This is a genomic window from Streptomyces sp. NPDC000983 (genome assembly GCF_040299205.1).
Classification (GTDB): Bacteria; Actinomycetota; Actinomycetes; order Streptomycetales; family Streptomycetaceae; genus Streptomyces.
In genome coordinates, this window is the sequence record NZ_JBEPBM010000002.1 from 81122 (window position 1) to 105382 (window position 24261).

At 72.8% G+C, this 24261-nt stretch carries 19 protein-coding genes and 2 tRNA genes; 11 read left to right on the forward strand and 10 right to left on the reverse strand.

Annotated features, from left to right (window positions below; all coding sequences use genetic code 11):
- Nucleotides 1-37 precede the first annotated feature (37 nt).
- The 3 genes from ABT296_RS02360 (at nt 38) to ABT296_RS02370 (ending at nt 2862) form a co-directional block, all read left to right on the forward strand.
- The gene (locus ABT296_RS02360) at nt 38-892 is read left to right on the forward strand and encodes an RNA polymerase sigma factor SigF (RefSeq protein ID WP_351922480.1); all 855 of its coding nucleotides are present in this window, start codon (nt 38-40) and stop codon (nt 890-892) included.
- A 266-nt stretch (nt 893-1158) separates the two neighbouring features.
- Nucleotides 1159-2052 carry an RNA polymerase sigma factor SigF gene (locus tag ABT296_RS02365; RefSeq protein ID WP_351922481.1) on the forward strand — a complete coding sequence of 298 codons (894 nt, stop codon included), beginning with the start codon at nt 1159-1161 and terminating at the stop codon, nt 2050-2052.
- 372 nt (nt 2053-2424) lie between these two features.
- A complete protein-coding gene (locus ABT296_RS02370; protein WP_351922482.1) occupies nt 2425-2862 on the forward strand; it encodes a hypothetical protein in 438 nt (145 codons plus the stop codon).
- A gap of 43 nt (nt 2863-2905) precedes the next feature.
- Here the strand turns inward: ABT296_RS02370 and ABT296_RS02375 are convergent, their stop codons facing one another.
- Nucleotides 2906-3100: a hypothetical protein gene (locus tag ABT296_RS02375; RefSeq protein WP_351922483.1), complete on the reverse strand. Its 195-nt coding sequence runs from the start codon at nt 3098-3100 to the stop codon at nt 2906-2908.
- 228 nt (nt 3101-3328) lie between these two features.
- Between ABT296_RS02375 and ABT296_RS02380 the strand changes: the two genes are divergently transcribed.
- The 4 genes from ABT296_RS02380 (at nt 3329) to ABT296_RS02395 (ending at nt 7694) form a co-directional block, all read left to right on the forward strand.
- Nucleotides 3329-3811 carry a MarR family winged helix-turn-helix transcriptional regulator gene (locus tag ABT296_RS02380; RefSeq protein ID WP_351922484.1) on the forward strand — a complete coding sequence of 161 codons (483 nt, stop codon included), beginning with the start codon at nt 3329-3331 and terminating at the stop codon, nt 3809-3811.
- An 82-nt stretch (nt 3812-3893) separates the two neighbouring features.
- On the forward strand, nt 3894-6314 hold the full coding sequence (locus tag ABT296_RS02385) for an MFS transporter (protein WP_502977168.1): 2421 nt from the start codon (nt 3894-3896) through the stop codon (nt 6312-6314).
- Nucleotides 6315-6405: 91 nt separating this feature from the next.
- The gene (locus tag ABT296_RS02390; protein WP_351922486.1) at nt 6406-7227 is read left to right on the forward strand and encodes a YceI family protein; all 822 of its coding nucleotides are present in this window, start codon (nt 6406-6408) and stop codon (nt 7225-7227) included.
- 5 nt (nt 7228-7232) lie between these two features.
- Nucleotides 7233-7694 (forward strand): PPOX class F420-dependent oxidoreductase, encoded by a 462-nt coding sequence (locus ABT296_RS02395; protein WP_351922487.1) that lies wholly within the window; start codon nt 7233-7235, stop codon nt 7692-7694.
- A 61-nt stretch (nt 7695-7755) separates the two neighbouring features.
- On the opposite strand, the gene ABT296_RS02400 is transcribed toward ABT296_RS02395, so the two are convergent.
- The 7 genes from ABT296_RS02400 to ABT296_RS02430 all read right to left on the reverse strand — a co-directional run bounded on the left by ABT296_RS02400 (nt 7756) and on the right by ABT296_RS02430 (nt 17210).
- Entirely contained in the window at nt 7756-8508 is a 753-nt protein-coding gene (locus ABT296_RS02400; protein ID WP_351922488.1) for a TetR/AcrR family transcriptional regulator, read from the reverse strand.
- Between the two features lie 118 nt (nt 8509-8626).
- Nucleotides 8627-10099, reverse strand: coding sequence for an MFS transporter (locus ABT296_RS02405; protein ID WP_351922489.1), 1473 nt, complete (start codon nt 10097-10099; stop codon nt 8627-8629).
- Between the two features lie 65 nt (nt 10100-10164).
- Nucleotides 10165-12330, reverse strand: coding sequence for an ArnT family glycosyltransferase (locus ABT296_RS02410; protein ID WP_351922490.1), 2166 nt, complete (start codon nt 12328-12330; stop codon nt 10165-10167).
- Entirely contained in the window at nt 12327-13829 is a 1503-nt protein-coding gene (locus ABT296_RS02415; protein ID WP_351922491.1) for a bifunctional glycosyltransferase family 2/GtrA family protein, read from the reverse strand. The genes ABT296_RS02410 and ABT296_RS02415 overlap by 4 nt, the downstream gene beginning before the upstream one ends.
- A 14-nt stretch (nt 13830-13843) precedes the next feature.
- Nucleotides 13844-15490 carry a sensor histidine kinase gene (locus ABT296_RS02420; protein ID WP_351922492.1) on the reverse strand — a complete coding sequence of 549 codons (1647 nt, stop codon included), beginning with the start codon at nt 15488-15490 and terminating at the stop codon, nt 13844-13846.
- Complete coding sequence (locus ABT296_RS02425; RefSeq protein ID WP_351922493.1) at nt 15487-16224, reverse strand: response regulator transcription factor; 738 nt, start codon at nt 16222-16224, stop codon at nt 15487-15489. The genes ABT296_RS02420 and ABT296_RS02425 overlap by 4 nt, the downstream gene beginning before the upstream one ends.
- A gap of 113 nt (nt 16225-16337) precedes the next feature.
- Nucleotides 16338-17210, reverse strand: coding sequence for a DUF2797 domain-containing protein (locus tag ABT296_RS02430; protein ID WP_351922494.1), 873 nt, complete (start codon nt 17208-17210; stop codon nt 16338-16340).
- A 155-nt stretch (nt 17211-17365) separates the two neighbouring features.
- Between ABT296_RS02430 and ABT296_RS02435 the strand changes: the two genes are divergently transcribed.
- On the forward strand, nt 17366-17812 hold the full coding sequence (locus ABT296_RS02435) for a GtrA family protein (RefSeq protein WP_351922495.1): 447 nt from the start codon (nt 17366-17368) through the stop codon (nt 17810-17812).
- A 290-nt stretch (nt 17813-18102) separates the two neighbouring features.
- Nucleotides 18103-18462, forward strand: coding sequence for a hypothetical protein (locus tag ABT296_RS02440; RefSeq protein ID WP_351922496.1), 360 nt, complete (start codon nt 18103-18105; stop codon nt 18460-18462).
- 63 nt (nt 18463-18525) lie between these two features.
- On the opposite strand, the gene ABT296_RS02445 is transcribed toward ABT296_RS02440, so the two are convergent.
- Nucleotides 18526-18598 (reverse strand) — tRNA-Arg (locus ABT296_RS02445).
- Nucleotides 18599-18772: 174 nt separating this feature from the next.
- Nucleotides 18773-18863 (reverse strand) — tRNA-Ser (locus tag ABT296_RS02450).
- A gap of 169 nt (nt 18864-19032) precedes the next feature.
- Here ABT296_RS02450 and ABT296_RS02455 point away from each other — a divergent pair.
- On the forward strand, nt 19033-19590 hold the full coding sequence (locus ABT296_RS02455) for an SSI family serine proteinase inhibitor (RefSeq protein ID WP_351922497.1): 558 nt from the start codon (nt 19033-19035) through the stop codon (nt 19588-19590).
- A 231-nt stretch (nt 19591-19821) separates the two neighbouring features.
- Complete coding sequence (locus tag ABT296_RS02460) at nt 19822-24189, forward strand: hybrid sensor histidine kinase/response regulator (protein ID WP_351922498.1); 4368 nt, start codon at nt 19822-19824, stop codon at nt 24187-24189.
- Nucleotides 24190-24261: the final 72 nt, after the last annotated feature.

The window sequence follows — 24261 nt, forward strand, 5'->3', positions numbered from 1 at the left end:
CACACAGTGCACATGTCTTGTGATGCTATGACCGCTTTTGACGGATGAGTTGACGGATCAAGAGGTGGAGTTGACCGTGTCGGCCAGTACTGCGCCTCCCCAGGAAGCACCCTCCCCCGCCCCGCGCAGCCGGGGCGCCGACACCCGCGCCCTCACCCAGGTGCTCTTCGCCCAGCTGAAGGACCTCCACCGGGGCACCCCGGAGCACAACCGCGTACGCGGGGCGCTCATCGAGGCGAACCTCCCTCTCGTGCGCTACGCCGCCGCCAGGTTCCGCTCCCGCAACGAGCCGATGGAGGACGTGATCCAGGTCGGCACCATCGGTCTGATCAACGCCATCGACCGCTTCGACCCCGAGCGGGGCGTGCAGTTCCCGACCTTCGCGATGCCGACGGTCGTGGGCGAGATCAAGCGGTACTTCCGGGACAACGTCCGCACGGTCCACGTACCGCGCCGGCTCCACGAGCTGTGGGTGCAGGTCAACAGCGCGACCGAGGACCTCACCACGGCCTTCGGGCGCACCCCCAGCACCGCCGAGATCGCCGAGCGGCTGCGGATCGGCGAGGACGAGGTGCTGGCCTGCATCGAGGCGGGCCGGTCGTACCACGCCACCTCGCTGGAGGCGGCCCAGGAGGGCGACGGGCTGCCCGGACTGCTGGACCGGCTCGGCTACGAGGACCCCGCGCTGGACGGCGTGGAACACCGCGACCTGGTCCGGCACTTGCTGGTGCAACTCCCCGAACGGGAGCAGCGCATCCTGCTGCTGCGCTACTACAGCAATCTGACCCAGTCGCAGATCAGCGCGGAACTCGGCGTCTCCCAGATGCACGTCTCGCGGCTACTGGCCCGTAGCTTCCAGCGGCTCCGGTCCGCGAACCGGATCGAAGCCTGACCGAAAGCGTGAGCGAAGGGTAACCGGGGAGAGCGAATCGCTCACCCGGGTCTTTCCCGACAGTTTCGGGCCGAAAAACCGTCAGACCCCTTGTTTCCAGGGCGGATTCACGTCTTACATGTCGACATGTCACTACAGCGTGTTGCCGACATGTGACATTCTGCCGGAAGCGCGTTTGCCGCGGCTTCGGCTCCGGTATTCAGGTGAAGGCTGCGTTCCTCGGTGGAACGTCCGCCGCGACCGTCCCGCGACCCAAAGGGGGTGGCATGTCCGCAGACCAGGGCAGCTCGAAGGTGCTCACGCTCACAAAGAGCGAGGCTGCGCCCGCGCTCGACGACGTAACGGCCCTTGTCGAGGCCGCGCCGGCCCCGGCACTCCCGACTCCGTCGGCCTCGCCGAACATCGACACCCGCACCCTGTCCCGCTCCCTGTTCCTGCGGCTCGCCGCGCTGGACGAGAACAGCCCCGAGCGCGCCTACGTCCGCGACACCCTGATCGAGCTGAACCTCCCGCTCGTCCGGTACGCGGCCGCCCGCTTCCGCTCCCGCAACGAGCCGATGGAGGACATCGTCCAGGTCGGCACGATCGGCCTGATCAAGGCGATCGACCGCTTCGACTGCGAACGGGGCGTGGAGTTCCCGACGTTCGCGATGCCGACGGTGGTCGGCGAGATCAAGCGGTTCTTCCGGGACACCTCCTGGTCGGTGCGTGTCCCGCGCCGCCTCCAGGAGCTGCGGCTGGCGCTGACGAAGGCCAGCGACGAGCTCTCCCAGAAGCTGGACCGCTCGCCCACGGTCACCGAACTCGCCGCGGTCCTGGGCGTGTCCGAGGAGGACGTGGTCGACGGCCTGGCGGTCGGCAACGCCTACACGGCCTCCTCGCTGGACTCCCCGGCCCCCGAGGACGACGGCGGCGAGGGCTCCCTGGCGGACCGCCTCGGCTACGAGGACACCGCCCTGGAGGGCGTGGAGTACCGCGAGTCCCTCAAGCCGCTGCTGGCCAAACTCCCACCCCGCGAACGGCGCATCATCATGCTGCGCTTCTTCGCCAACATGACCCAGTCCCAGATCGGCGAGGAGGTCGGCATCTCGCAGATGCACGTCTCGCGCCTGCTGACCCGGACGCTGGCCCAGCTGCGGGAGGGCCTCATCTCGGACTGAGGTCCGGGGTCACCCGGAGACTCCGGGGTTCCGAGGGTTCCAGGGGTTCACTTCTGACGATACGTCAGTCACCATGACCCGATGCTTCGGGCCACGACATGGACACATGGCCGCAGGGGCGCACTGGCAGGCGCCTCGGCGGCCGTCGTGTGTCTGGGCGGGCTGCTCGCCGCATGCGCGGGCGGCGGTGAAGGAGACGGCCACGTCGCCGTGGGAGCGCCGGGCGGCGCCGGCACGGTGGTCGCGTCGCCGAGCGGCGGGGTGAGCCTGGTGCCACTGGAGCCCCGGCGGTCGGGAGAGCCGGGTGCGCCGGACAACTCCCGTGGCGGTGAGGGCTCTTACTCCGGGGAGGGGACGGATCGGGACTCGCCCGTGCCGACCGCGGATGCTTCGGCGCGGGGCGCCAAGCCCAGCCGTACGCCCACGAGTTCGCCCTCCGCCTCCTCGCCCGCGCCCTCGCCGGACCGTCCCGGCGCCTCACCCACCTCCGCGGCTCCCGCGGCCCCCGCGGCCCTCGTGTGGGCCGAGCCGGAGCGGGCGGCGGCGGAGCAGCGGTGGTGCGAGGAGGTGACGCTGGCGTTCCACAACTCCGGTGGCACCCCGGTGCGTTCGGGCACGGTGACCTTCGGGACGCACGTCATCGGGGCGCTCGGGGTCGACTGGGCGACCGTCGAGTCGGACGTGGGCCTTCCGGCGCCGATCGGGGCCGGCGCGCGGACGGAACGGACCTGGACGGTGTGCGTGGAGCCGTGGCGGGTGCCGCTCGGCATGCACGTGGAGACGCGGGACGTCTCCGTGGAGTGGAGGTGAGCGGGCGGCGGGCCGGCCGCGGAGGCCGGCCCCGCGACAGCGCTCAGGCGAGCGCCAGCCAGGCCACCGCGGCGACGATCACGACGGCGGCCACGACACCGATGATCAGGCCGATACGGGGGCCGGCGGGAGCGGCCGCCTGCTGACGGCCCTGCGGGGCCTCGTCGACGAACGCGCGGAACATCTGGGTGCTGCCGGCGGGGTCGTGGTTGCCCTGCGGGCCCTGGGTGTTAGCCATGGGCCGAAACCCTAGCGAACCCGGGGTGTTCCCCCAAGTGGGGGCCCAGGTCCGGGCGGCCGGGCCGGGCGATACGTCCGCAGCCCGGGGCACCGCTCCCCACCTGCGCGTTTACACCCGCAATACTTGCCTTTGCCAAGTTTTTATGGCGTACCCACCCCTATTTATTTGCCTGTAGCAACCAACCGTACTTACGGTTGCCTGGAGCAACGAACTCCGGGAGGTGTGATGGCCGAACAGGCGCAGTACGAGGAGCTCGTCCGCCAGTTCAGTGCCTTCGGGGCGGTGAAGCGGGAGTTGGGACGCGTGCTGCCGGCCGACTGTCCCGGTGGTTCCGCCGCCGTACTGACCCTGCTGGACCGCCACGGCGAGATGCGGATGGGCCGGCTGGCCGAGCTGCTCGCCGTCGACATGTCGGTGACCAGCCGCCATGTCGCCCATCTCGCCGAGCGCGGCTGGATCGAACGCTCCCCGGACCCCGCCGACAAGCGCAGCCGGATCCTGCACCTCACACCCTCGGGCCGGGCCCGGGTAGAGGAGCTCTCCCGGCGCACCACCGAACTGCTGGCCGAGCGCCTGGGCGAGTGGACCGACGAGGAGGTCATCCAGCTCACCCGGCTGATGGCCCGGCTCAGGCGCTGCTTCGACGAGCAGTCACCCCGTACCCCCGCGGACGAGCAGTCCCCCCGTACACCCGCGATCACCACGTAAGAGAAGGAAGTCCATGGCAACGACCACACCGGCCGGTGTGCGGGCTCATGCCAAGCACTCGGGAGGCTCCGGCGAGGCTCCCATGACGCATCGGCAGATCATGGAGGCGCTCTCCGGGCTGCTGCTCGGCATGTTCGCCGCGATCCTGTCCTCCACCATCGTCTCCAACGCGCTGCCCGAGATCATCCAGGACCTCGGCGGCGGCCAGAGCGCGTACACCTGGGTCGTGACCGCCGCGCTGCTGGCGATGACGGCCTCCACCCCCCTGTGGGGCAAGCTCGCGGACCTGGTGAGCAAGAAGGCCCTGGTCCAGATAGCGCTGGTCGTCTACGTCATCGGCTCGGTGATCGCGGGTCTGTCCCAGAACTCCGGGATGCTGATCGGCGCCCGGGTGATCCAGGGCATCGGCGCGGGCGGTCTGACCGCGCTGGCCCAGATCATCATGGCCGCGATGATCTCCCCGCGGGAGCGCGGCCGGTACTCCGGCTACCTCGGCGCGACGTTCGCGGTCGCGACCGTCGGCGGTCCGCTGGTCGGCGGTGTCATCACCGACACCGACTGGCTGGGCTGGCGCTGGTGCCTGTACGTGGGCATCCCGTTCGCGCTGATCGCGCTGTTCGTGCTGCAGAAGACGCTGCACCTGCCGGAGACGAAGCGGAAGGTCAAGGTCGACTGGGCGGGCGCCTTCTTCGTCACCGCGGCCGTCTGCCTGCTGCTGATCTGGGTGACCTTCGCCGACGACAAGTACGACTGGCTGTCCTGGCAGACCGGTGCGATGGTCGGCGGCGCGGTCGCGCTCGTGCTGGTCTTCCTGTTCGTGGAGACCAGGGCCGCCGAGCCGATCATCCCGCTGCACCTGTTCCGCAACCGCACGATCACGCTGGCCTCGCTGGCCTCCCTGCTCGTGGGTGTCGCGATGTTCGCGGGCACGGTCTTCTTCAGCCAGTACTTCCAGCTGGCCCGGGACAAGTCCCCGACCATGTCGGGCGTCATGACCATCCCGATGATCGCCGGTCTGTTCGTCTCCTCGACGGTCTCCGGCGCGGTCATCACCAAGACCGGCAAGTGGAAGGCGTGGCTGGTCACGGGCGGTGTGCTGGTGACGGCGGGCCTCGGTCTGCTGGGCACCATGCGCTACGACACCGCGTACTGGCACATCGCGGTCTTCATGGCCGTCATGGGCCTGGGCATCGGCATGATGATGCAGAACCTGGTGCTGTCCACGCAGAACCAGGTCGCCCCGCACGAGCTCGGCGCGGCCAGCTCCGTGGTCACCTTCTTCCGGTCCCTCGGCGGCGCGATGGGCGTCTCGGTGCTGGGCTCCGTGATGACGACCCGGATCAGCCACTACGCCACCGACACGATCGGCACGCTCAGCCCCAAGGAGCAGGCGGCCGCCGCCCAGGCCGTCGGCAGCGGCGAACTGCCCGACATGGACGCGCTGCCCACGCACGTCCGCACCTGGCTGGAGAGCGCCTACGGGCACGGCATCGCCGACATCTTCCTGTACGTCGCGCCGGTCGCCCTGCTCGCCTTCCTGGTGACGCTGTTCATCAAGGAGGTCCCGCTGCGCACCTCCGGCGCCCTGGCCCAGGCGGCCGAGGCCACCTCCACGAAGGCCGCGGATGCCTCCGCCTCCGCCGAGGTCGCCGCCACGACCGCCGTCGCCGCCGCGGCCACCGCCGCGCCGGTCACCGCCGTCGCCGAGGAGCCCGCCCCGGCCGAGGAGGCACCCGCCACCGGTGGCATCCCGGTCCGCGGCTTCGTCCGCGGTGCGGAGAACGCACCCCTGCCGAGGGCCGCGGTCACCCTGATCTCGCTCACCGGACGGCAGTTGGGCCGCTCGGTGGCCCAGCAGGACGGCTCCTACGGCATCGACACGCCGGGCAGCGGTTCGTACGTCCTGATCGCCTCCGCCGACGGGTTCCAGCCGCAGGCGTCCACGGTCGTCGTCGGCGAGGAGCCCCTCGCCCACGACATCCTGCTCAGCGGGACCAGTGGGCTGAGCGGTGTGGTGCGGGCGGCCGACGGCGCGCTGCCGGTCGAGGACGCGATGGTGATCGTCACCGATGTGCGCGGGGACCTGCTGGCCACCGCCGCCACCGGTGAGCAGGGCGAGTTCGCCCTCTCCGAGCTGGTGCCGGGGGCGGTGACCGTCGCGGTGAACGCCGAGGGGTTCCGGCCGCGCGCGGTGCCCGTGGAGGTCGGCGCCACCGGTGTCACCCGCGTCGACGTCGACCTCGACGCCGGTTCCCGGCTCCAGGGCGTGGTCACGGCCCCGCACGGCCCGCTGGCCGACGCCCGGGTGACCCTCGTGGACGCCGCCGGCAACGTCGTCGGCACGGCGACGACCGGTACGGACGGGGCGTACGCCTTCACCGACCTGGACGGCGGCGAGTACACCGTCATCGCGGCGGGCTACCCGCCGGTGGCCTCCGCGCTGACCGTGCGGGGCCGTGCCGTCGACGGCCACGACATCGCTCTCGCCCACCCCGGCGAGTAGCCGGAGAAAGCCCCGGCCCGTGGAGCGCGCTCTGAGCGGAGGTGCGCCCCACGGGCCGGTTCACGCGTCTGTGTTCGAGGAGTTGTGTGGGATGGGACTGACCGCGAGGATCCGCACCCGGGACGGATGGGCCGTGTCGCACGCGGTCGTCACGGTGACGGACGCGACCGGGACGCAGGTGCTGCGGGCCGCGGCGGACGACGAGGGCACCGTACGGGATGCGACCGTGCTGCCGCCGGGGGCGTACACGGTCGTGGTCACCGCCGTCGGGTACGCGCCCGCCGCGGCCGGCGCGATCGTCACGGCGAGCGGCCGGGCCGAGGTCGGCACCGTGACGCTGGCCCGCGCGGGCGGGGCGGAACTGCCGCCGCCGGGGACGTGGACCGTGGACCCCGCGCACTCCGCGGTCGGGGCGGTGGCCCGGCATCTGGGGATCTCCAGTGTGCGCGGGCGGTTCACGGAGTTCGGCGCGACGGTGCGGATCGCGCCGGGCGACGTCACCGGGTCGCGGGTGGAGGCGGTGATCCGGGCCGCGTCCATCGACACGGGGAACACGGCCCGGGACACGCATCTGCGGTCGGCGGACTTCCTGGACGCCGAGCGCCACCCGGAGATCACCTACCGCTCGACGGGCCTGACCGCGGCCGGCCAGGACCGCTGGACGGTCCACGGCGACCTCACCCTGCGCGGAGTCGTACGCCCCGTCGACCTGGACCTCTCCTACCTGGGCACCGGCGCCGACCCCTGGGGCGGGACCCGGGCGGCGTTCCGGGCCACGGCCGAACTGCACCGCGAGGACTTCGCGATGAACTACAACCAGGTCGTCCAGGCCGGGATCGCCGCCATCGGGACGACGCTGAGGGTGGAGCTGGAGGTGCAGGCCGTGCAGGGCGCCGACCTCCCCCTAGGCTGAGACTCATGGCACGGAACATCGCGACCAACACCACCGTCTCGCTGGACGAGTTGCTCGACTTCGTACGGCCCCGGCATCGGGCGCTGCTGCTGACCCGGCGGGCCGACGGGGGCCCGCAGGGGTCGCCGCTGACCTGCGGGGTGGACGACTCCGGGCGGATCGTCGTCTCCACCTACCCCGAGCGGGCCAAGACCCGCAACGCCAAGCGCGACGCGCGGGTGAGCCTGATCGTGCTGAGCGACGACTGGAACGGGCCGTGGGTCCAGGTCGACGGCACGGCCGAGGTCGTCGACGCGCCCGACTCCGTCGAGCCGCTGGTCGAGTACTACCGGAACATCGCCGGGGAGCACCCGGACTGGGACGAGTACCGGGCGGCGATGCTGAAGCAGGGCAAGTCGATCATCCGGATCACTCCGGAGCGGTGGGGGCCGGTCGCCACGGGAGGATTCCCGGCTCGGCTGGCATAGAGCCGGTCGAGGGACCCCGGTAGGTGAGCCCTCTGCGACCGGCCCAGGACCTGGGTGCCGGTCAGCCCTCCCTGGCCACCATCTCCTCGATGCCGGCCACCAGCAGGTCCAGGGCGAAGGCGAAGTCGCGCTCCAGCATCTCCTCGACCGTGTCCCCGCCCCGGGCCGCCATGATGTCCTTGGCCTCCTCGACCGCCTCGGCCGCCGAGGGGGCCTCGCTCACCTTCGCCATGGCGTGCCGGTAGTAGGCGTCGGCGGTCATGCCGGTGTCGTGGACCCGGGTGAAGAAGTGGCCCTCGATCGTGCCGTAGCCGTACACGAACTGGCAGACGGCCGAGATCGCGCCCGTCACCCCGTGCGCGGGCAGGCCCGTTCTGCGGATGACCTGCTGGATCGCCCGGGCGAAGCCGAGCGAGTTGGGGCCGATGTTGAGGTAGGTCCCGGCCAGCGGGGAGATCCAGGGGTGGCGGACCAGCAGGGTGCGGTACTCGCGGGCCAGGGAACGCAGTTGGCCGCGCCAGTCCTCGCCGGCCTCCGGGTCGGGCAGCGGGATCTCGCCGTAGACGGCGTCCAGGGCGAGTTCGAGGAGGTCGTCCTTGGTGTCGACGTACCAGTAGACGGACATGGCCGTCACGTTCAGCTCGGCGGCCAGGCGCCGCATGGAGAACTTCGCGAGCCCCTCCGCGTCGAGCAGCCGTACGGTCGCCTCGGTGATCCGGTCCCGGTCGAGCCCGGAGGGCTGGCCCCCGCCCTTGCTGCCGCGGCGCCCCTTGCCCTCCAGCCAAACGCTGCCCCGCTCGGCTGCCTTGTTCATGGCACACCTTCCTGCTGTCCCGGTGCCGGTCATGCTAGGCGCCCTGGTCGGGGCGCGGAGAACGGTACTGCGGGTCGCACCGGGGGCCCGGGGGCGCACACCCGCCGGACCCGGGCCGCTACGCGCTCACCATCTCCGAGTCTGCCCGCTCCGCCCTGCGCAGCAACGCCGCCGCGAGCAGCCCGCCGAGCAGGACGGCCAGCGCCCCCACCAGCTGGCTGGTCTCCAGGCCGGCCGAGAAGGCGTCGGTGAGCTCCCTCTTCTCCGCCGCCGAGTCCGCCGAGGCCAGCGCCGCCGGCAGGGAGGACGCGGCGAGGGGAATCAGCGCCGCGAAGCGGGAGTTCAGGACGGCTCCGAGGACCGCGACGCCCAGCCCGTTGCCGAACTCCGCGAGCGTGCCGTTGATCCCGGCGCCGACGCCCGCCTTCTCCCGGGGGATGGCGCTCATGATCGCGTGGGCCATCGCCGGGTTGGCGACCGCGCAGCCCACACCGATCAGGACCAGTCCCAGCAGGGTGCCCGAGTAGCCGTCGGAGGCGACCGCGATCGACACCAGACCCGCCGACATCAGCACCATGCCGAGCAGGATCGACGTCGGAGTGCCCAGCTTCGCCGTCCACTTCGCCGACACCCCGGTGAAGTTCAGCGCCACGACGGTCAGCGCCAGCGGGGCGGTCCTCAGACCCGCCTCCAAGGGGCCGTAGCCGAGGACGAACTGGAGGTGCTGGGTGAGCAGGAACAGCGCGCCGCCCATGCCGAAGGTGATCAGCACCGCGCCGGCGACCGCGCCGGTGAACCGGCGGTCCCGGAAGAAGTGCGGGTCGAGCATGGGGTACGGGATGCGGCTCTCCCAGCACGCGAATAGCGCGAGCACCAGCACCGCCACGGCGCCCGTGGTCAGCACCCGCGTCGAGGTCCAGCCGTGTTCGGGGCCGGAGATGATCGCGTAGACCAGGGCGGCCATGCCGATCGTGGAGAGCAGCGCGCCGAGCAGGTCGGGGCTCTCGCCCCGCGGGTTCTTGGACTCGGGAACGAGGGCGACGACGGCGACCAGACCGAGCGCCGCGACGGGCAGGTTGATCAGGAAGATCGCGCCCCACCAGAAGTGGTTGAGCATGAACCCGCCGAGCAGCGGGCCGCAGGCGAAGCCGAGGGCGTTGACCGCGCTCCAGATGCCGATCGCCTTCGGGTGCTCCTCCGGCGCGAAGATCTGCATCGCCACCGCGAGGGTCGTGGTCAGCAGCAGCGCGCCGCCGACGCCCATCCCGGCCCGTGCGGCGATCAACTGGCCCGCGCTGTCGGCGAGTCCGGCCACGAGTGAGCCGATGCCGAACAGGGCGAGACCGGTGATCAGCATCTTCTTGCGGCCGTAGCGGTCGGCGGCGCTGCCGGCGGTGAGCAGCAGACCGGACTGCACCAGCGAGTACGCGTTGATCATCCACTGGATGTCGGAGGTCGACGCGCCCATCTCCTGGGTGAGCGTGGGGATGGCCACGTTCAGGATCGTGTTGTCGAGCAGCACGGTGAGCTGGGCGAGGCAGATGACACCGAGGATCGGCCAACGCTGGGGATGTCCTTGGGAGACGGGCATGCTGTACACCGTAGAACAGCTCCCATACGGTGTACAGCACGCCCCTTTTCCGGGCCTCGCCCGGCCTAGCCCGCCTTCTGCGTCAGGTCGTAGAAGGTGGCCGAACCGGCCGTCACCTCCTTGAAGTTGACCTCGACCCACTCCGTGATCTGGGCGGACGTACCGCTGTCGCCGCCACCCATGCCGCCGCCGGAGCCGCTGGAGATGAAGTAGTGGACCTTTCCGTCCGCCACGTACTCCTTGAACTGGGCCAGCGTCGGGGACGGGTCGGTGCCGTTGAAGCCGCCGATCGCCATCACGGGTTCACCGGTGGAGAGTTGGTAGCTCGCCGCGTTCTGGGCGCCGATGGCCGCGGCCGCCCAGGTGTAGTCGCCGGCGTCCTCCGTGAGGAGGGACTTGGCCTCGTCGGAGACCGAGGCGCCGTTGAGCAGACCGCCCATGCCGCCGCCACCGCCGCCGCCGGGCATTCCGCCTTCGCCGTTCTGCTGGCCGTTCTGGCCGTTCTGCTGGCCCGGCATGCCTCCGCCGCCCGGGAAGCCGCCGCCGGTACCGCCGGTCGGGGGCTGGCCCATGCCACCGCCCTGCTGCCCCTGGCCCTGGCCCTGACCCTGCTGGCCCGGCATGCCTCCGCCGCCCGGGAAGCCATCGCCGCCGCCACCGCCCCCGCCGCCCGGGCCGCCGCCGCGCCCGCCCTGGACCGACGGTCCCGCGGTCACGATCGACCCGGTGTGGGCGTCGCCGACCGTGGTCAGCGTGTACGCCGTGGGACCCGCCAGCGCCGCCACGAGCCCGAGGCCCACGACACCCAGCGCCGGTCCACGGCCGAGCCTGCTCACGAAGAGCAGCCCGAGGGCCGCGGCCAGACCGCCCACCAGCACCAGCCACTTCAGCCACGGCAGGTAGTCGGCGGACCGGTTGAGCAGCACGTAACCCCAGGCCGCGGTCGCCGTCATGGCCGCCGCGAGGCCCAGTGAGGCCCACACCCGGTCCCGCTTCTCCCACAGCAGCGTCGAGCCCATACCGACGAGCGGCGCGATGTAGGGGGCCAGGGCCACCGTGTAGTACTCGTGGAAGATGCCCTGCATGTAACTGAAGACCACCATGGTGGTCAGCAGCGCGCCGCCCCAGACCAGGAACGAGCCGCGCGTCACCGAGGCGCGCCGCGCCTTGCGGGTGGCCACCAGGCCCGCGGCCAGCAGGATCAGCGCGGCCGGGATCAGCCAGGAGATCTGTCCGCCGATGCTGGAGGAGAACATCCGGTCCCAGCCGGTCTCGCCCCACTGCCCGGTGCCGCCCCCGCCGCCACCGCCGCCGACGCTGCCGGTCTCCTCGCCGTTGAGCCGACCCAGGCCGTTGTAGCCGAAGGTCAGCTCCAGGAAGGAGTTGTTCTGCGAGCCGCCGATGTACGGCCGGGAGGACGCCGGCCACAGCTCGACGACCGCCACCCACCAGCCGCCGGAGACGACGATGGCGGCCAGGCCCGCCGCCAGCTGACCGATCCGCTTCCGCACCGACACCGGCGCGCAGACGCCGTACACGAGGGCGAGCGGGGGCAGGATCAGGAATGCCTGGAGGGTCTTGGCGAGGAACGCGAAACCGATCGCCGCGCCCGCGAACAGCAGCCACCGCGTCCGGCCGTCCTCCAGCCCGCGGATGACGAAGTAGCAGGCCAGCGCCATCAGCAGGGCCAGCATCGCGTCCGGGTTGTTGAACCGGAACATCAGGGCCGCGACCGGGGTGAGCGCGAGCACCGCGCCGGAGATCAGACCGGCGGCCGGGCCGAACCGGCGGCGGACGGCCGCGTACACGACGGCGACCGTGCCGACGCCCATCAGCACCTCGGGCACCAGGATCGCCCACGAGGAGAGGCCGAAGATCCGCACCGCGAGGGCCATCGGCCACAGCGCGGCCGGGGGCTTGTCGACGGTGATGGCGTTGCCGGCGTCCAGCGAGCCGAAGAAGAACGCCTTCCAGGACTCGCCGCCGGCCTGGACGGCCGCCGAGTAGAAGGAGTTGGCGTAGCCGGAGGCGCTCAGGTTCCAGAGGTAGAGGACGAGGGTGGCGGCGAGCAGGCCGAGCAGGGCCGGGCGGACCCAGCGCGGGTCCTCGGGCCGCCCGCGCCACACTCTGCGCGCGAACGGCTGCCTCGGCTCACCGGCACCGGGCGCCGCCGGGCCGTCGGCCGCCGGTTCCTGATCCTGTTCCTGTACGGCGGTGTCTGTGATGGTCATCGGGGGTCCCCCGGGTCGGTGTCGGCGGGGCGCACGGGCCGAAGCCGCGTGGTGGCGTCCCGCCAGGAGTGGTCCGCGGCGTCACCGGCGCGGAAACGGTCTGCGGCGTCACCGGCGCGGAAGCGGTCCGCGGTGCGCTGCGGGAGCGGCGGGTGGGGTGCGCCGTAGGTCGGGGCGGGCGTCGGGATGTGCGTCGAGGCGTGCGTCGGGATGTGGAAAGGGGCGCGCGTGGCCACGACCGTCGAGGCCGGTGCCTCCTCGCGCCGGTCGGGGAAGACCCAGGCCCGGAAGAGCAGGAAGCGCAGCACGGTCGCGGCGAGGTTGGCGGCGATGAGCACCGCCAGCTCGGTGGAGTGCGCGGGGTTGCCGGTGGCCACGTCGAGGGCGGCCAGCGAGCCGCTGGTCAGCGCGAGTCCGATCCCGAACACGACGAGGCCCTGCGCCTGGTGCCGGACCGCCCCGCCCCGGCCCCGCACCCCGAAGGTGAGACGGCGGTTGGCGGCCGTGTTGGCGACCGCCGAGACCAGCAGGGCCAGCGCGTTGGCCGTCTGCGAGCCGGCGAACTGGCGGAAGCCGCTGTAGAGCAGCAGATAGAACAGCGTGGACATGGCGCCGACCACGCAGAAGCCGACGAGCTGACGGGCCAGCCCCCTCGGCACGTCCTCGATGTCCCGGTCGCGGGGGTCGTCGCCGAACGGACGGGCCAGCCGGTCCAGCGGAAGCGACCCCGTCGCGAGCGCCCTGCCGACCCGCCACACGCCCTTGAGGTCGTCGGTGGCGGTCCTGACGATGTGCACGGTGGAGTCGGGGTCGTCGACCCAGTCGACCGGCACCTCGTGGATCCGCAGCCCCGCGCGCTCGGCGAGCACCAGCAGCTCGGTGTCGAAGAACCAGCCGGTGTCCTCGACCAGCGGCAGCAGCTCCTGGGCGACATCACGGCGGATCGCCTTGAAGCCGCACTGCGCGTCGGAGAAGCGCGCCTGGAGCGAACCGCGCAGGATCAGGTTGTACGAGCGGCTGATGAACTCCCGCTTCGGGCCGCGGACCACCCGCGAGGAGCGGGCCAGCCGGGAGCCGATCGCCAGGTCCGAGTGGCCCGAGATCAGCGGGGCCACCAGCGGCAGCAGGGCGTTGAGGTCCGTGGACAGGTCCACGTCCATGTAGGCGAGGACCGGTGCGTCCGAGGCGGACCACACGGTGCGCAGGGCGCGGCCGCGGCCCTTCTGTTCCAGCCGGACGGTACGGACCTCGGCGATCTCCGCCGCCAGCCGCGCGGCCACACCCGGGGTGGTGTCCGTGGAGGCGTTGTCCGCGACGGTGATCCGGAACGCGTACGGGAAGGTGCGCCTGAGGTGCTCGTGCAGTCTCAGCACGCATGGCTGGAGGTCCTTCTCCTCGTTGTAGACGGGGATCACTACGTCCAGGACAGGCGTACCGGCGTCTGTGGCCGGGAGGTGCTCCCGCGCCGGCAGGTTGCCGGGAGAAGAGTCGGTTCGCATGGAACCGACTCTTCTCAACCGCCCTGTCGCACCCGTGTGGTGGCGCTGTGCTCCGCCTGTGAGTACGACTGCCAGTCGGTTTCGGGCGCCGGCTGCGGGCCGAGCGCGGGCAGGTGGACCGTGAAGACGGTCCGCCCGGGCACGCTGTCCACGGTCACGGCACCGCCGTGCGCGGCCGCCACGGCCTGCACGATGGCGAGGCCGAGGCCGGTCGAGCCGGAGGCGCGGGAGCGCGAGGAGTCGCCGCGTGCGAACCGTTCGAAGACGTGCGGGAGGAGTTCGGCCGGGATGCCCTGGCCGTCGTCCTCGACGTCCACGCACAGCCAGGGCCCGCGCCGCTGCACGCGCGCGGTGACCGTCGTACCGGGCGCGGTGTGCGTACGGGCGTTGGCGAGCAGGTTGACCAGGACCTGTTGCAGGCGGGCCGCGTCCGCGCTGACCAGCGCGGGTTCGTCGGGCAGGTCCAGGCGCCAGTTGTGGTCCCGGCCGGCCGCGCGGGCGTCGCTGATGGTGTCCACGACGAGCGGGACGAGGTCGGTCTGCTCGAACCGCAGGGGGCGTCCGGCGTCGAGCCGGGCCAGCAGCAGGAGGTCCTCGACCAGGAGGGTCATCCGGCCCGCCTCGGACTCGATGCGGCCGAGGGCGTGCCGGGTGTCGGGGCCGACGTCCTCCCGGCCGCGCCGGGTCAGTTCGGCGTAGCCGCGGATGGAGGCCAGCGGGGTGCGCAGCTCATGGCTGGCGTCGGCGACGAACTGCCGTACCCGTGTCTCGCTCTGCTGGCGGGAGTGCAGGGCGCCGTGGACGTGGTCCAGCATCCGGTTGAGGGCGGCGCCGACCTTGCCGACCTCGGTGTGCGGGTCGCACTCGGACTCGGGGACCCGCTCGCTGAGGTTCACCTCGCCGGTGTGCAGGGGGAGTTCGGAGACCCGGGTGGCGGTCGCGGCGACCTTGCGCAGGGGGCGGGTGGCGACGCCGACGATGACGAACCCGGCGAGGGAGGCGGCGATCAGGCCGGCGGCGGTGACGCTGACCTCTATGAGGATCAGGGTGTTGAGGGTGTTGTCGACTTCCTCGGTGGGCACGGCGACGTAGTAGCTGCCGTTGGCGCCGTCCTTGTACTCGACCCGGTACTCGCCCAGGCTGCCCAGGTCCACGGTGTGCTTGTGGCCGTCCCGGGGGACGGAGCCGAGGGCCCGGATCTGGCCGGCGGAGAGGTCCTTGGGCACCATGCCGCTGATGTCGGTGCTGTTCTCGTCCTCCTCGCCGACCTTGGCGGCGGTGATGGCGCCGCCCGACACCTCGGCGATGACGGTGCCCCTGGGCTGCGGGCCGCGGGTGACGAGGTCGTCGATGGTGAAGCCGTCGCCCTCGCCGGGCGCGTTGTCCTTCTCCACCCCGTTGGCCGCCCCGCCGCCCGCCCCGTCGGCCTTGCCCGGGTCGCCGGGCGGCCCGCCGAAGCCTGCGGTACGGCCCACGACCTCGGTGAGCCGCTCGTCGAGCTGGGCGTAGAGGTGGGAGCGCAGGGCCAGGGTGGTGACCGTGCCGATCACCGCGCACACCACGGCGATCAGCACCACGGAGGCGACGACGAGCCGGGTCCTGAGGGTCCGCGGCTGTCCCGCCCGCATCCTCCGCGGACGCGTCCGCCGTCGCCCGCTCATGCGGCGGGCTTGATCAGGTACCCGGCGCCGCGCCGGGTGTGGATCATCGGCTCACGGCCGGCGTCGATCTTCCGCCGCAGGTAGGAGATGTACAGCTCGACGACGTTGGCCTGGCCGCCGAAGTCGTAGGACCAGACCCGGTCGAGTATCTGCGCCTTGCTGAGCACGCGCCGCGGGTTGCGCATCAGGAAGCGCAGCAGCTCGAACTCGGTGGCGGTGAGGTGGATCGAATGGCCGGCCCGGCTGACCTCGTGGCTGTCCTCGTCGAGGGTGAGGTCGCCGACGACCAGCACGGACTCGGAGCGGCGGTCGGCGGCGCCGGAACGGCGGATCAGGCCGCGCAGCCGGGCGACGACCTCCTCCAGGCTGAACGGCTTGGTGACGTAGTCGTCCCCGCCCGCGGTGAGACCGGCGATCCGGTCCTCGACGGCGTCCTTGGCGGTGAGGAAGAGCACCGGCACGTCCGGCAGTTCCCGGCGCAGCCGCCCCAGGACGGTCAGCCCGTCCATGTCGGGCAGCATCATGTCGAGTACGACGGCGTCGGGCCGGAACTCGCGCGCGGTCTGGATGGCGCCCGTGCCGTCTCCGGCGCTGCGGATCTGCCAGCCTTCGTATCGCAGAGCCATGGAGAGCAGCTCGGTGATCGACAACTCGTCGTCCACCACAAGCACTCGGACGGGGCTCCCGTCCGGCCTCAGCAGTTCGGTGCGCCCCTGGGGCGAGGTCGTGGTCATGCTGGACACCCTCGCGGGGCCCTCTGAGAACACGCTTTCTGCTGCCTGTGATTTTCCTGAGAAACGCACAGGAGGCTCTCAGGCGGTACCTGGGTCCGGGGCGCCGAAGCAGGTCAGAACAGCCCGTCCTGGGCGATTGCCGAGGTTTTGATCCCCCTGGTCGGTACGGATATCTCCGTGCCGTCCGCCGCGACCAGCGGCCACCCTCTCATCAGCCGGGTGTCGAGCACGACGACACCGGCGCCGGTCCCCAGATGCAGATCCGGTCCCGCGGCGGCGAGGAGCCTGCCGCCGACGGTGCCGCCCGCCACCAGCTCGGCCACTTCGGCGACGGCCGGCGGCAGCCCCGCGAGCCCGAAGGCGTCGGCGTGGTCGACGGGACGGCAGGGCGCGGGGGCGAGGGAGTCGGGCCAGCCGGGCAGGGCGCGGGCCCGGGCGTGCAGCAGCTCCACCTCGGCGGCGCGCTCGGCCCCGGTCCCCGGCAGCGCCGAGCGGACGGCCCGCTTGCCGCCGTACGGGATCCGGTCCGGCACGCCTAGCGCGGCCCGCAGCAGTTCCTCGGTGCGGCGGGCGGCCATCAGCGGTCCGGTGCCGAGCCAGCTGAAGCAGACGGCGCCCTGTTCGAGCAGGCGGCGCGAGCCCCGCTCCTCGGCGGTGATCCCGACCTTGACCAGACCGGGCCCGAACCAGGCCAGATAGACCCGGTACGGCCGCGGATCGTCGGCGAGGGTGTCCGCGGCCACGGAGTGCGCGCGGTCCAGCCGCCCGCACTCCTCGCACCGCACACCGGTGCTGCGCCCCGACACCGGCGCCCGCACCGGACAGGCGTTGCCCCGGGCCCCCACACAACTCCGCACACCCCCGTCCACCACCCCGAACGCCACCCGCTTCCCCCGGTCCAGCGCCGTCCGCCGCCCCCCGCCCCACTGCAGCACCGGCCCGCCCCGGTCCCACCGGAGCCCTTCGCACACCCACGTCCGCACCATCGCTTCGAGCGTAGACGCCACCACCGACAACGCACCGGGGTAGGGCTGCCCCCACCCCCGATCCGGGAGCGTGCCACCTCGCCCGAACCCCCGCGACAGGGAATCGTCGACCATGCCCGCCCAAGCCCAACCACCGTCTCCGGAAAGGCCGTTCCATGACCTCGCCCCTGGCCTCCTTCGCCCGGTTCGTGGTGTGCGGGGGCGGCGTCGGCCTGGTCTCCGGTGCCACGGTCCCGCTGCTGGCGCACTCGATGCCGTGGGCGCTGGCCAACGCCCTGATCACCGTGGCCTCCACGCTGCTCTGCACCGAGCTGCACGCCCTGTTCACCTTCGGCACGGGCCGCCGGGCGGGCCTGCGCCGCCACCTCCAGTCCGCGGCGTCGGCGGCGGTGGCCTACGCGGTGACGTCCGCCGCGATCCTCACCCTGCACCTGCTGAAGCCGTCCCCGACCCTGCTGTGGGAACAGTCGGTCTACCTCACAGCAGCGGCCCTGGCAGGCACAGCCCGCTTCCTGACCCTCCGCCTCCTGGTCTTCGCCCCGCCCCAGGCCAAGGCACCCTGGCCCACGGTTGCCAGCACCCCTTGCCAGGTTGCCCACTGACGGAAGGCCAGCCGTAGAACTCCCAAAGTCCGCGGTCCAGGGGCTCTGGCCCACGTACCCGTGGCGGCCCGGAGCGGAATCCCTGAGTCGCGCGCCCGGCGAGGTTGCCCGACGCTGAGGCCATGAGCGAACCCACCCCCGGGCAGCCGTCCCAGCACGATCCGTACCAGCAGCAGCAATGGGGACAAGGCGCGCAGCAGCGCCGGCCGCAGGGGTGGGGACAGTCACCACCCGGTGGCCCACCACCTTATGGAGCACCGCCGAGGAAGAAGAGACGGAAGTGGCCCTGGGTGCTGCTCGTGCTCGTCCTGTTGGTGGCGGGCGGCTGCGTGGCCGTCGTCGCCGGCATCTCGAACGAGGTCTCAAAGACGGTCGAGGTCGAGTACGAGGTCACCGGCAACGCGCGGGACGTGACCATCGCGTACTCCGTCTGGAACGACGACGGTGTCTCCTCGCGATCCGAGACCGTCGAGACCTTGCCGTGGCGGAAGGTCGTGAAGACGAAGGGATTCATGAAGGGTGGATCCCTGCTCATCAGCCTCAGCGGATCGGGAGGAACCGCTACCTGTTCCGTGACTGTGGACCAGGGCGACCCGAAGACGTCCACTGCCTCGGGGCCGTCAGCCGCCGCCACCTGCTCGGGGTTCTGAGAACAGGTCAAACGCAAAAGCCAGAGGCCCCGTGGACTGCTCCACGAGGCCTCTGGTCTGCTGTGCACTCGGCAGGATTCGAACCTGCAACCTTCTGATCCGTAGTCAGATGCTCTATCCGTTAAGCTACGAGTGCTTGTTCTGTTTTCCGTCGGTCCCGGGCTTGCGGCCCGTTCGCGGCGACAGGAAGAACATTACATGACTGCCGCCGCCATGTGAAATCCATTGGGTCCACCCCTTGTGACCTGCGGAAACGGCCTTGGAAGCACCGAAGCCCCGGTCGGGTGACCGGGGCTTCGGTGATCTTCGGCGGAGGCGGAGGGATTTGAACCCTCGATGGGATTTAAGTCCCAAACCGCATTAGCAGTGCGGCGCCATAGACCGGACTAGGCGACGCCTCCAGCACAGCCATCGCGCGAGCGCGAATGGTGCGTGCCGATGATGACACAGTCGAGCGCGGTGTCACCAATCGCCCCCCACGGTACTAGGCGGGCGGGGTGCGGGGCAAAGCCCTTGCCGCTGGTGGGGCGCGCCGCGCAACGTCCCGGGGCGCCGGGCGTTAGTCACGTCATGTTGCAGGTCTTCCGCGCCACCGGCGCGCACCGCGCCGTGTCCCTCCGTCGTTCCGGCCGGACCGGCCGGCTGGGGCGGCTCCTGGTCGTCGCCGCCGGATCGGTGGCCGCCGCGTCGGTCACGTCCGTCGCCCCCGTATCGGCCGCCGTCGGGGAGGCGCCCTCCGGGGCGCACTTCGCCGACGCGGTGCGCGCCGCGCTGCCGGGCGGCACGAAGGACGGTGACCGGCTCACCGTCACCGTGCGGAACGCCGGCGACGCCGACGGGCGGTACGAGCTGTACTGCCACCCCGGCGCCGGCGACCACCCCGACGTGTCCGGCGCCTGCGCCGCCCTGGACCGCGGCACCACCTGGGGCAAGGACACCTTCGCCCCCGTGCCGGAGGGCAGCTTCTGCACCATGCAGTACGGCGGGCCCGCCACCGCGTACATCACCGGGACCTGGGCCGGGCGGCCCGTGGACGCCCGGTTCGACCGGGGCGACGGCTGCGAGATCGCCCGCTGGGACCGGCTCGTCCCGGTCCTGCCCGATCTGCGCCCCGCGGGCCGGGCGTGACTCGCACAGGTCGTACAGGTCGTACAACGGCTCCGTAAAAGTCCCGCGAAGGTCTCGCGGAGCGAGGGAGGCGGTCATACGTTCTGGGTCAATTCGTTGTGCGACCTCGCTCTCATCCGGGGCCGCCGTCACAACCCCAGCCCTTAGACTCCCTCGCGTGACACGTCGCGGGCCGGTTGGCAATATGGCCCGAGCGGTCGGCAAGGTGCGGTAACAGGAGGGAAGCGTCTCGTGAGCAGCAGGCCATCCCGAGGCGCTGCTCGCCTCGCAGCCATACTCGATGCGCTCCCCGATGCGTTGGTGCTGGTCAACGCCAATGGGACCGTCGTCAACGCCAACACCATCGCGCTGGAGGCCTTCGAGGCCCCCGGCACCGCGCTGGTGGGCCGCGGCCTGCTCGATCTGCTGCCGGAGTTCGACTCCAAGCTGATCCCTGGCTCCATGCGGCGCCCGGACCACATGGACCCGCGGGGCCGGACCAAGCCGACCCGGATGACGGCCCGCCGGACCGACGGCGGCGAGTTCCCCGTCGAGGTCACCAGCGCGAACCTGGAGAACGGCCAGCAGGCCTACGACGGTTACGGCTACGCCGGCGACGAGCTGCTGATGCTCGTCGTGCGCGACCTGTCCGGGACCATCGACACCGAGGCCGAGCTGGCCCGCTCGCAGCGGCAGACCGAGATGATCCTGCGGGCCGCCTCCGAGGGCGTCGTGGGCACCGACACCGACGGCCGGATCGTCCTGGTCAACCCGGCCGCCGCCCAGATACTGGGCTACCGGGCCAGCGACCTCGGCGGGCGCGAGCTGCACGAGCTCGTCCTGCACTCCCGTCCCGACGGCTCGCCCTTCCCGTACGACGAGTCGCCGCTCGCCGACACCCTGCGGTCCGGGCGCAAGCACCGGGTGCGCGGGCAGGTGCTGTTCGCCAAGAGCGGCGACAAGCTGCCGGTCGACCTGACCACCGCGCCGGTGCGCGACGGCGACCAGCTCGTCGGCGCCGTGATGACCTTCACCGACCGCCGGCCCTACGACGCCCTCGCCGACGAGAAGGCCGACGCCGACAAGCGGCACGAGACCGAGCTGGAGCGGCTCGCCGAGGAGCACGCCTCCGAGCTGACCGCGCTGCGGCAGAAGCACGTCACCGAGGTCGAGGACCTCCAGGAGCGGCACCAGGAGGAACTCGCCGCCGGCGAGGACCGCTACGCCGCGCTCGGCGAGCGGGAGAAGGACCGTTTCGAGGCCCTCGCCGGCCGCCACGAGCAGCTGCTGACCCTGCTCGGGCAGTCGCTGCGCGGCCCCCTCGACGAGCTGCGCCGGGAGCTGGCCGCGCTGGCCGCCGACGACGCGGGCCAGCTGTGGCCCGAGGCCAACCAGGTGCTGCACCATCTCTCGGCCGGCTACTCCCGGATCACCACCCTCATCGACAACGTCCTCGGCTACCAGCGCCTGGACACCGGCGGTGAGGCGATCACCCGTACGAAGGTGATGCTGGACGCGGTGGTCGCGGCCGGTGTCGACGGGGCCGTCGAGCTGATCGGGCCGGGGCGGGTGCAGTTCGCCGTGCACGCGCCGCCCATCGAGGCGGAGGTCGACGCGCGGCTGCTCGCGACCGCGCTGGCCCATCTGGTCGCCGACGTCGCGGGCGTCGACGCGACCGGCAACGCGCCCGTGTCGGCGGGCGGCTACATGGACAACACGGTCGTGGTGGCCGCGGCGCAGCGCGGTGAGGGCGTCCGCATCGAGGTGCGCGGGCCGTACCCCGGCGGGGACCCGGTGCACGAGCCGATCGTGCGCGGGATCGTCCGGGCCCACGGCGGTGTGCTGCAGACGCACGAGGTGCCGGGCATGAGCGGCAGCGCGTTCGTGCTGGAGGTGCCGATCGGCGAGGGCGCCGGGGCGGTCCCGGCCGCCGAGATCGTCCCCGTGGCGGCCGAGCCGGCCGTCGAGCAGCCCTCCGGCGGGCGGCGGCGGGCCCGCCGGTCCTCCGTCGACGCCTTCCTGGAGAGCGAGGTCGCCGCCCCTGCCGAGGGCGCCGAGGCCGACTCCGCTCCCACCGGACGGCGCAGGCGCCGGGCCGTCGAGGAGGCGGCGCCGGTTCCGGCCCAGGCGCAGGCCCCGGCCGAGGCCTCCGGCGGTACGGGGCGGCGGCGCGGGCGTCCGGCGGAGAACGGCGAGGCCGCCGGTGCGGCGGGTACCGGTGCCGAGGTCGCCCTGGTGGGCGGGCCCGACGCCGGGGTGTCCGAGGGCGCTGTCGTCACGGCCGCCGAGCACGCGGCGGGTACGGCGGCGGCGGGCACCGGGCTCGGCGGCACGGTGCCGCCGCAGGGTGTGCCGGCGCCGGGCGGCCGACGGGGCCGGCCGGACTCCGGTGAACAGCACGCGCTGCCCGCGGCACTGCCCGCCGTGGCCTCGCCCGCTCCCGGGACGGTTCCGGCGCAGGGCGGCCCGGGCGAGGGCGAGCAGCCCACCGGGCGCCGTCGGCGTGCGCTGGCGGCGGCGAACGAGCGTGCCGCCGCGCAGGACTCGGGGCCGCGTACGGTGTTCGCCCTGCCGCCCGCCGAGGCGGACCGCGCGGACATGGACACGGACCAGGACGAGGCCACACCGGGACAGGGTCAGGGTCAAGCACCCGGGCTGGTCCAGGCGCAGGGACAGGCACCCGGGCTGGTCCAGGGTCAGGGTCAAGCACCCGGGCTGGTGCAGGCGCAGGGACAGGCACCCGGGCTGGTCCAGGCGCCGGGCCAAGCACCCGGGCTGGTCCAGGCGCCGGGACAGGCACCCGGGCTGGTCCAGGCGCCGGGCCAAGCACCCGGGCTGGTCCAGGCGCCGGGACAGGCACCGGGGCTGGTCCAGGGTCAGGGTCAAGCACCCGGGCTGGTTCAGGCGCACCCCCAGGCCGCCCCCATGCCACTGCCCGCCCCGGCTCCAGCTCCCGCCCCGGCTCCGGCCCCCACCCCCGCAGCCCCCGCGCAGGCGCAGCTCCCGGCGCCCGCCGCCGAGGGTGCCGCCGTCGACGACGGGCGGCACGACGCCGTACCGCACGACCACGCCGAGGACCACACGCCGCCGCAGCCGCATCCGACGAGCGCGCCGACCGGCCGCCGTCGACGGGCCGTGGCACAGCCGGATCAGGTCCAGCCGGGGCAGGTCAGGCCCGAGCAGGTCCAGCCGGAGCAGGTCGTGCCGGAGGCCCCGGAGGGGGCCGCCCAGCCGGTGCCGCCGCAGGCGCAGCCCTCCGCCGGCCAGGCACTCCCCGCCGAGGCCGCCCCCGGCACCGCCACTCCCGCCCAGGGCACCCCCCAGCCGTGGCCCGCCACGGACGGGACGCCCGGCGCCGGTACTGCCGTACCCGGACCCGGCCCCGTACCCGTACCCGCGGAGCCGGCGCGGCCGCAGCACACGCCCGCCCCCGGCACCCCGCTGCCCCCGGAGGGGACGGCGGCCCGTGCCGCGCAGCCGCTGCCGGCCGAGGCACCCGCTCCCGCGGACCCGAACTCCACCCAGGGGCCGGCCATAAGCGTGCGGACGCTGGGGCAGGGTGTGCCGTTCACCCGGCAGGCGGCGCAGGTGCAGCAGCCCTCCGCGACCCCTCCCCCGCACCAGACGAACGGCTCGGGCCGCCGCCGCAAGCTGGGCAACCGGCCCGACCCCGCCGCCACCGACCGGCCGGAGCAGGCCGCGCGGCCGCACCCGCAGGCCGAGCAGCCCGCGCCCGCCGCGCCGTCCCGGCCGGCGCAGGGCACCGAGGGCACGGGACGGTCGTACGCGATAGGGGCGCCGGACGAGAACGCCGGCGAGGGCGCCGAGCCGCTGGACGGCCCGGGCGGCGCGGTGGAGGTGTCGGACCCCCCGCGCCCGCAGCCGATGGACGACGAGCTGCCGCCGGAACCGCTGGACAACCCGCGCCGGCTGCTGGTGTGGCCCGCGCCGGACGTCCCGACCCAGCAGGCGCTGAGCGACCGCGGCTACCGGCCGGTCGTCGTGAACTCGCGCGAGGAGGTGGACGCGCAGATCGCGGCGTTCCCCGCCGCGCTGTTCGTCGACCCGCTGACCGGCCCGATCACCCGGACCGCGCTCCAGTCGCTGCGGCAGGCCGCGGTGGCCGCCGAGGTGCCGGTGATGGTGACGGCGGGGCTCGGACAGGCCACCCGCGAGGCCGCCTACGGCGCCGATCCTGCCGTCCTGCTGAAGGCGCTGGCGCCGCGGGACAGCGAGCAGCACCCGCCGCGGGTCCTGCTGATCGAGGAGCACGCGGAGATCGCGCTGGCGCTGACCGCCACGCTGGAGCGGCGCGGGATGCAGGTGGCGCGGGCCGCGAGCGACACGGACGCGGTGACGCTGGCGGGTCAGTTCCGGCCCAACCTGGTCGTGATGGACCTGTTGCAGGTGCACCGGCGTCAGGCCGGCATCGTGGACTGGCTGCGCGCGAACGGGCTGCTCAACCGCACCCCGCTGGTCGTGTACACGGCCGCCGTCGACCAGGCCGACCTGCCGCGGCTGGCGTCGGGGGAGACGGTGCTGTTCCTCGCCGAGCGCTCGACGAGCCCCGAGGTGCAGACCCGGATCGTCGACCTGCTGGCACGCATCGGCACCAACTGACCCCACCGGGGCGGGGCTTCGGCCCCTCGGTGGACATACGGGCAAAGCCCCCGGTCGCATCGACCGGGGGCT

Coding starts and splice junctions, on each gene's coding strand:
- ABT296_RS02365 (WP_351922481.1), top strand. CDS start 1,159: ATGTCCGCAGACCAGGGCAGCTCGAAGGTGCTCACGCTCACAAAGAGC.
- ABT296_RS02375 (WP_351922483.1), bottom strand. CDS start 3,100: ATGGCTAACACCCAGGGCCCGCAGGGCAACCACGACCCCGCCGGCAGC.
- ABT296_RS02380 (WP_351922484.1), top strand. CDS start 3,329: ATGGCCGAACAGGCGCAGTACGAGGAGCTCGTCCGCCAGTTCAGTGCC.
- ABT296_RS02385 (WP_502977168.1), top strand. CDS start 3,894: ATGACGCATCGGCAGATCATGGAGGCGCTCTCCGGGCTGCTGCTCGGC.
- ABT296_RS02390 (WP_351922486.1), top strand. CDS start 6,406: ATGGGACTGACCGCGAGGATCCGCACCCGGGACGGATGGGCCGTGTCG.
- ABT296_RS02395 (WP_351922487.1), top strand. CDS start 7,233: ATGGCACGGAACATCGCGACCAACACCACCGTCTCGCTGGACGAGTTG.
- ABT296_RS02400 (WP_351922488.1), bottom strand. CDS start 8,508: ATGAACAAGGCAGCCGAGCGGGGCAGCGTTTGGCTGGAGGGCAAGGGG.
- ABT296_RS02405 (WP_351922489.1), bottom strand. CDS start 10,099: ATGCCCGTCTCCCAAGGACATCCCCAGCGTTGGCCGATCCTCGGTGTC.
- ABT296_RS02410 (WP_351922490.1), bottom strand. CDS start 12,330: ATGACCATCACAGACACCGCCGTACAGGAACAGGATCAGGAACCGGCG.
- ABT296_RS02415 (WP_351922491.1), bottom strand. CDS start 13,829: ATGCGAACCGACTCTTCTCCCGGCAACCTGCCGGCGCGGGAGCACCTC.
- ABT296_RS02420 (WP_351922492.1), bottom strand. CDS start 15,490: ATGAGCGGGCGACGGCGGACGCGTCCGCGGAGGATGCGGGCGGGACAG.
- ABT296_RS02425 (WP_351922493.1), bottom strand. CDS start 16,224: ATGACCACGACCTCGCCCCAGGGGCGCACCGAACTGCTGAGGCCGGAC.
- ABT296_RS02430 (WP_351922494.1), bottom strand. CDS start 17,210: ATGGTGCGGACGTGGGTGTGCGAAGGGCTCCGGTGGGACCGGGGCGGG.
- ABT296_RS02435 (WP_351922495.1), top strand. CDS start 17,366: ATGACCTCGCCCCTGGCCTCCTTCGCCCGGTTCGTGGTGTGCGGGGGC.
- ABT296_RS02455 (WP_351922497.1), top strand. CDS start 19,033: ATGTTGCAGGTCTTCCGCGCCACCGGCGCGCACCGCGCCGTGTCCCTC.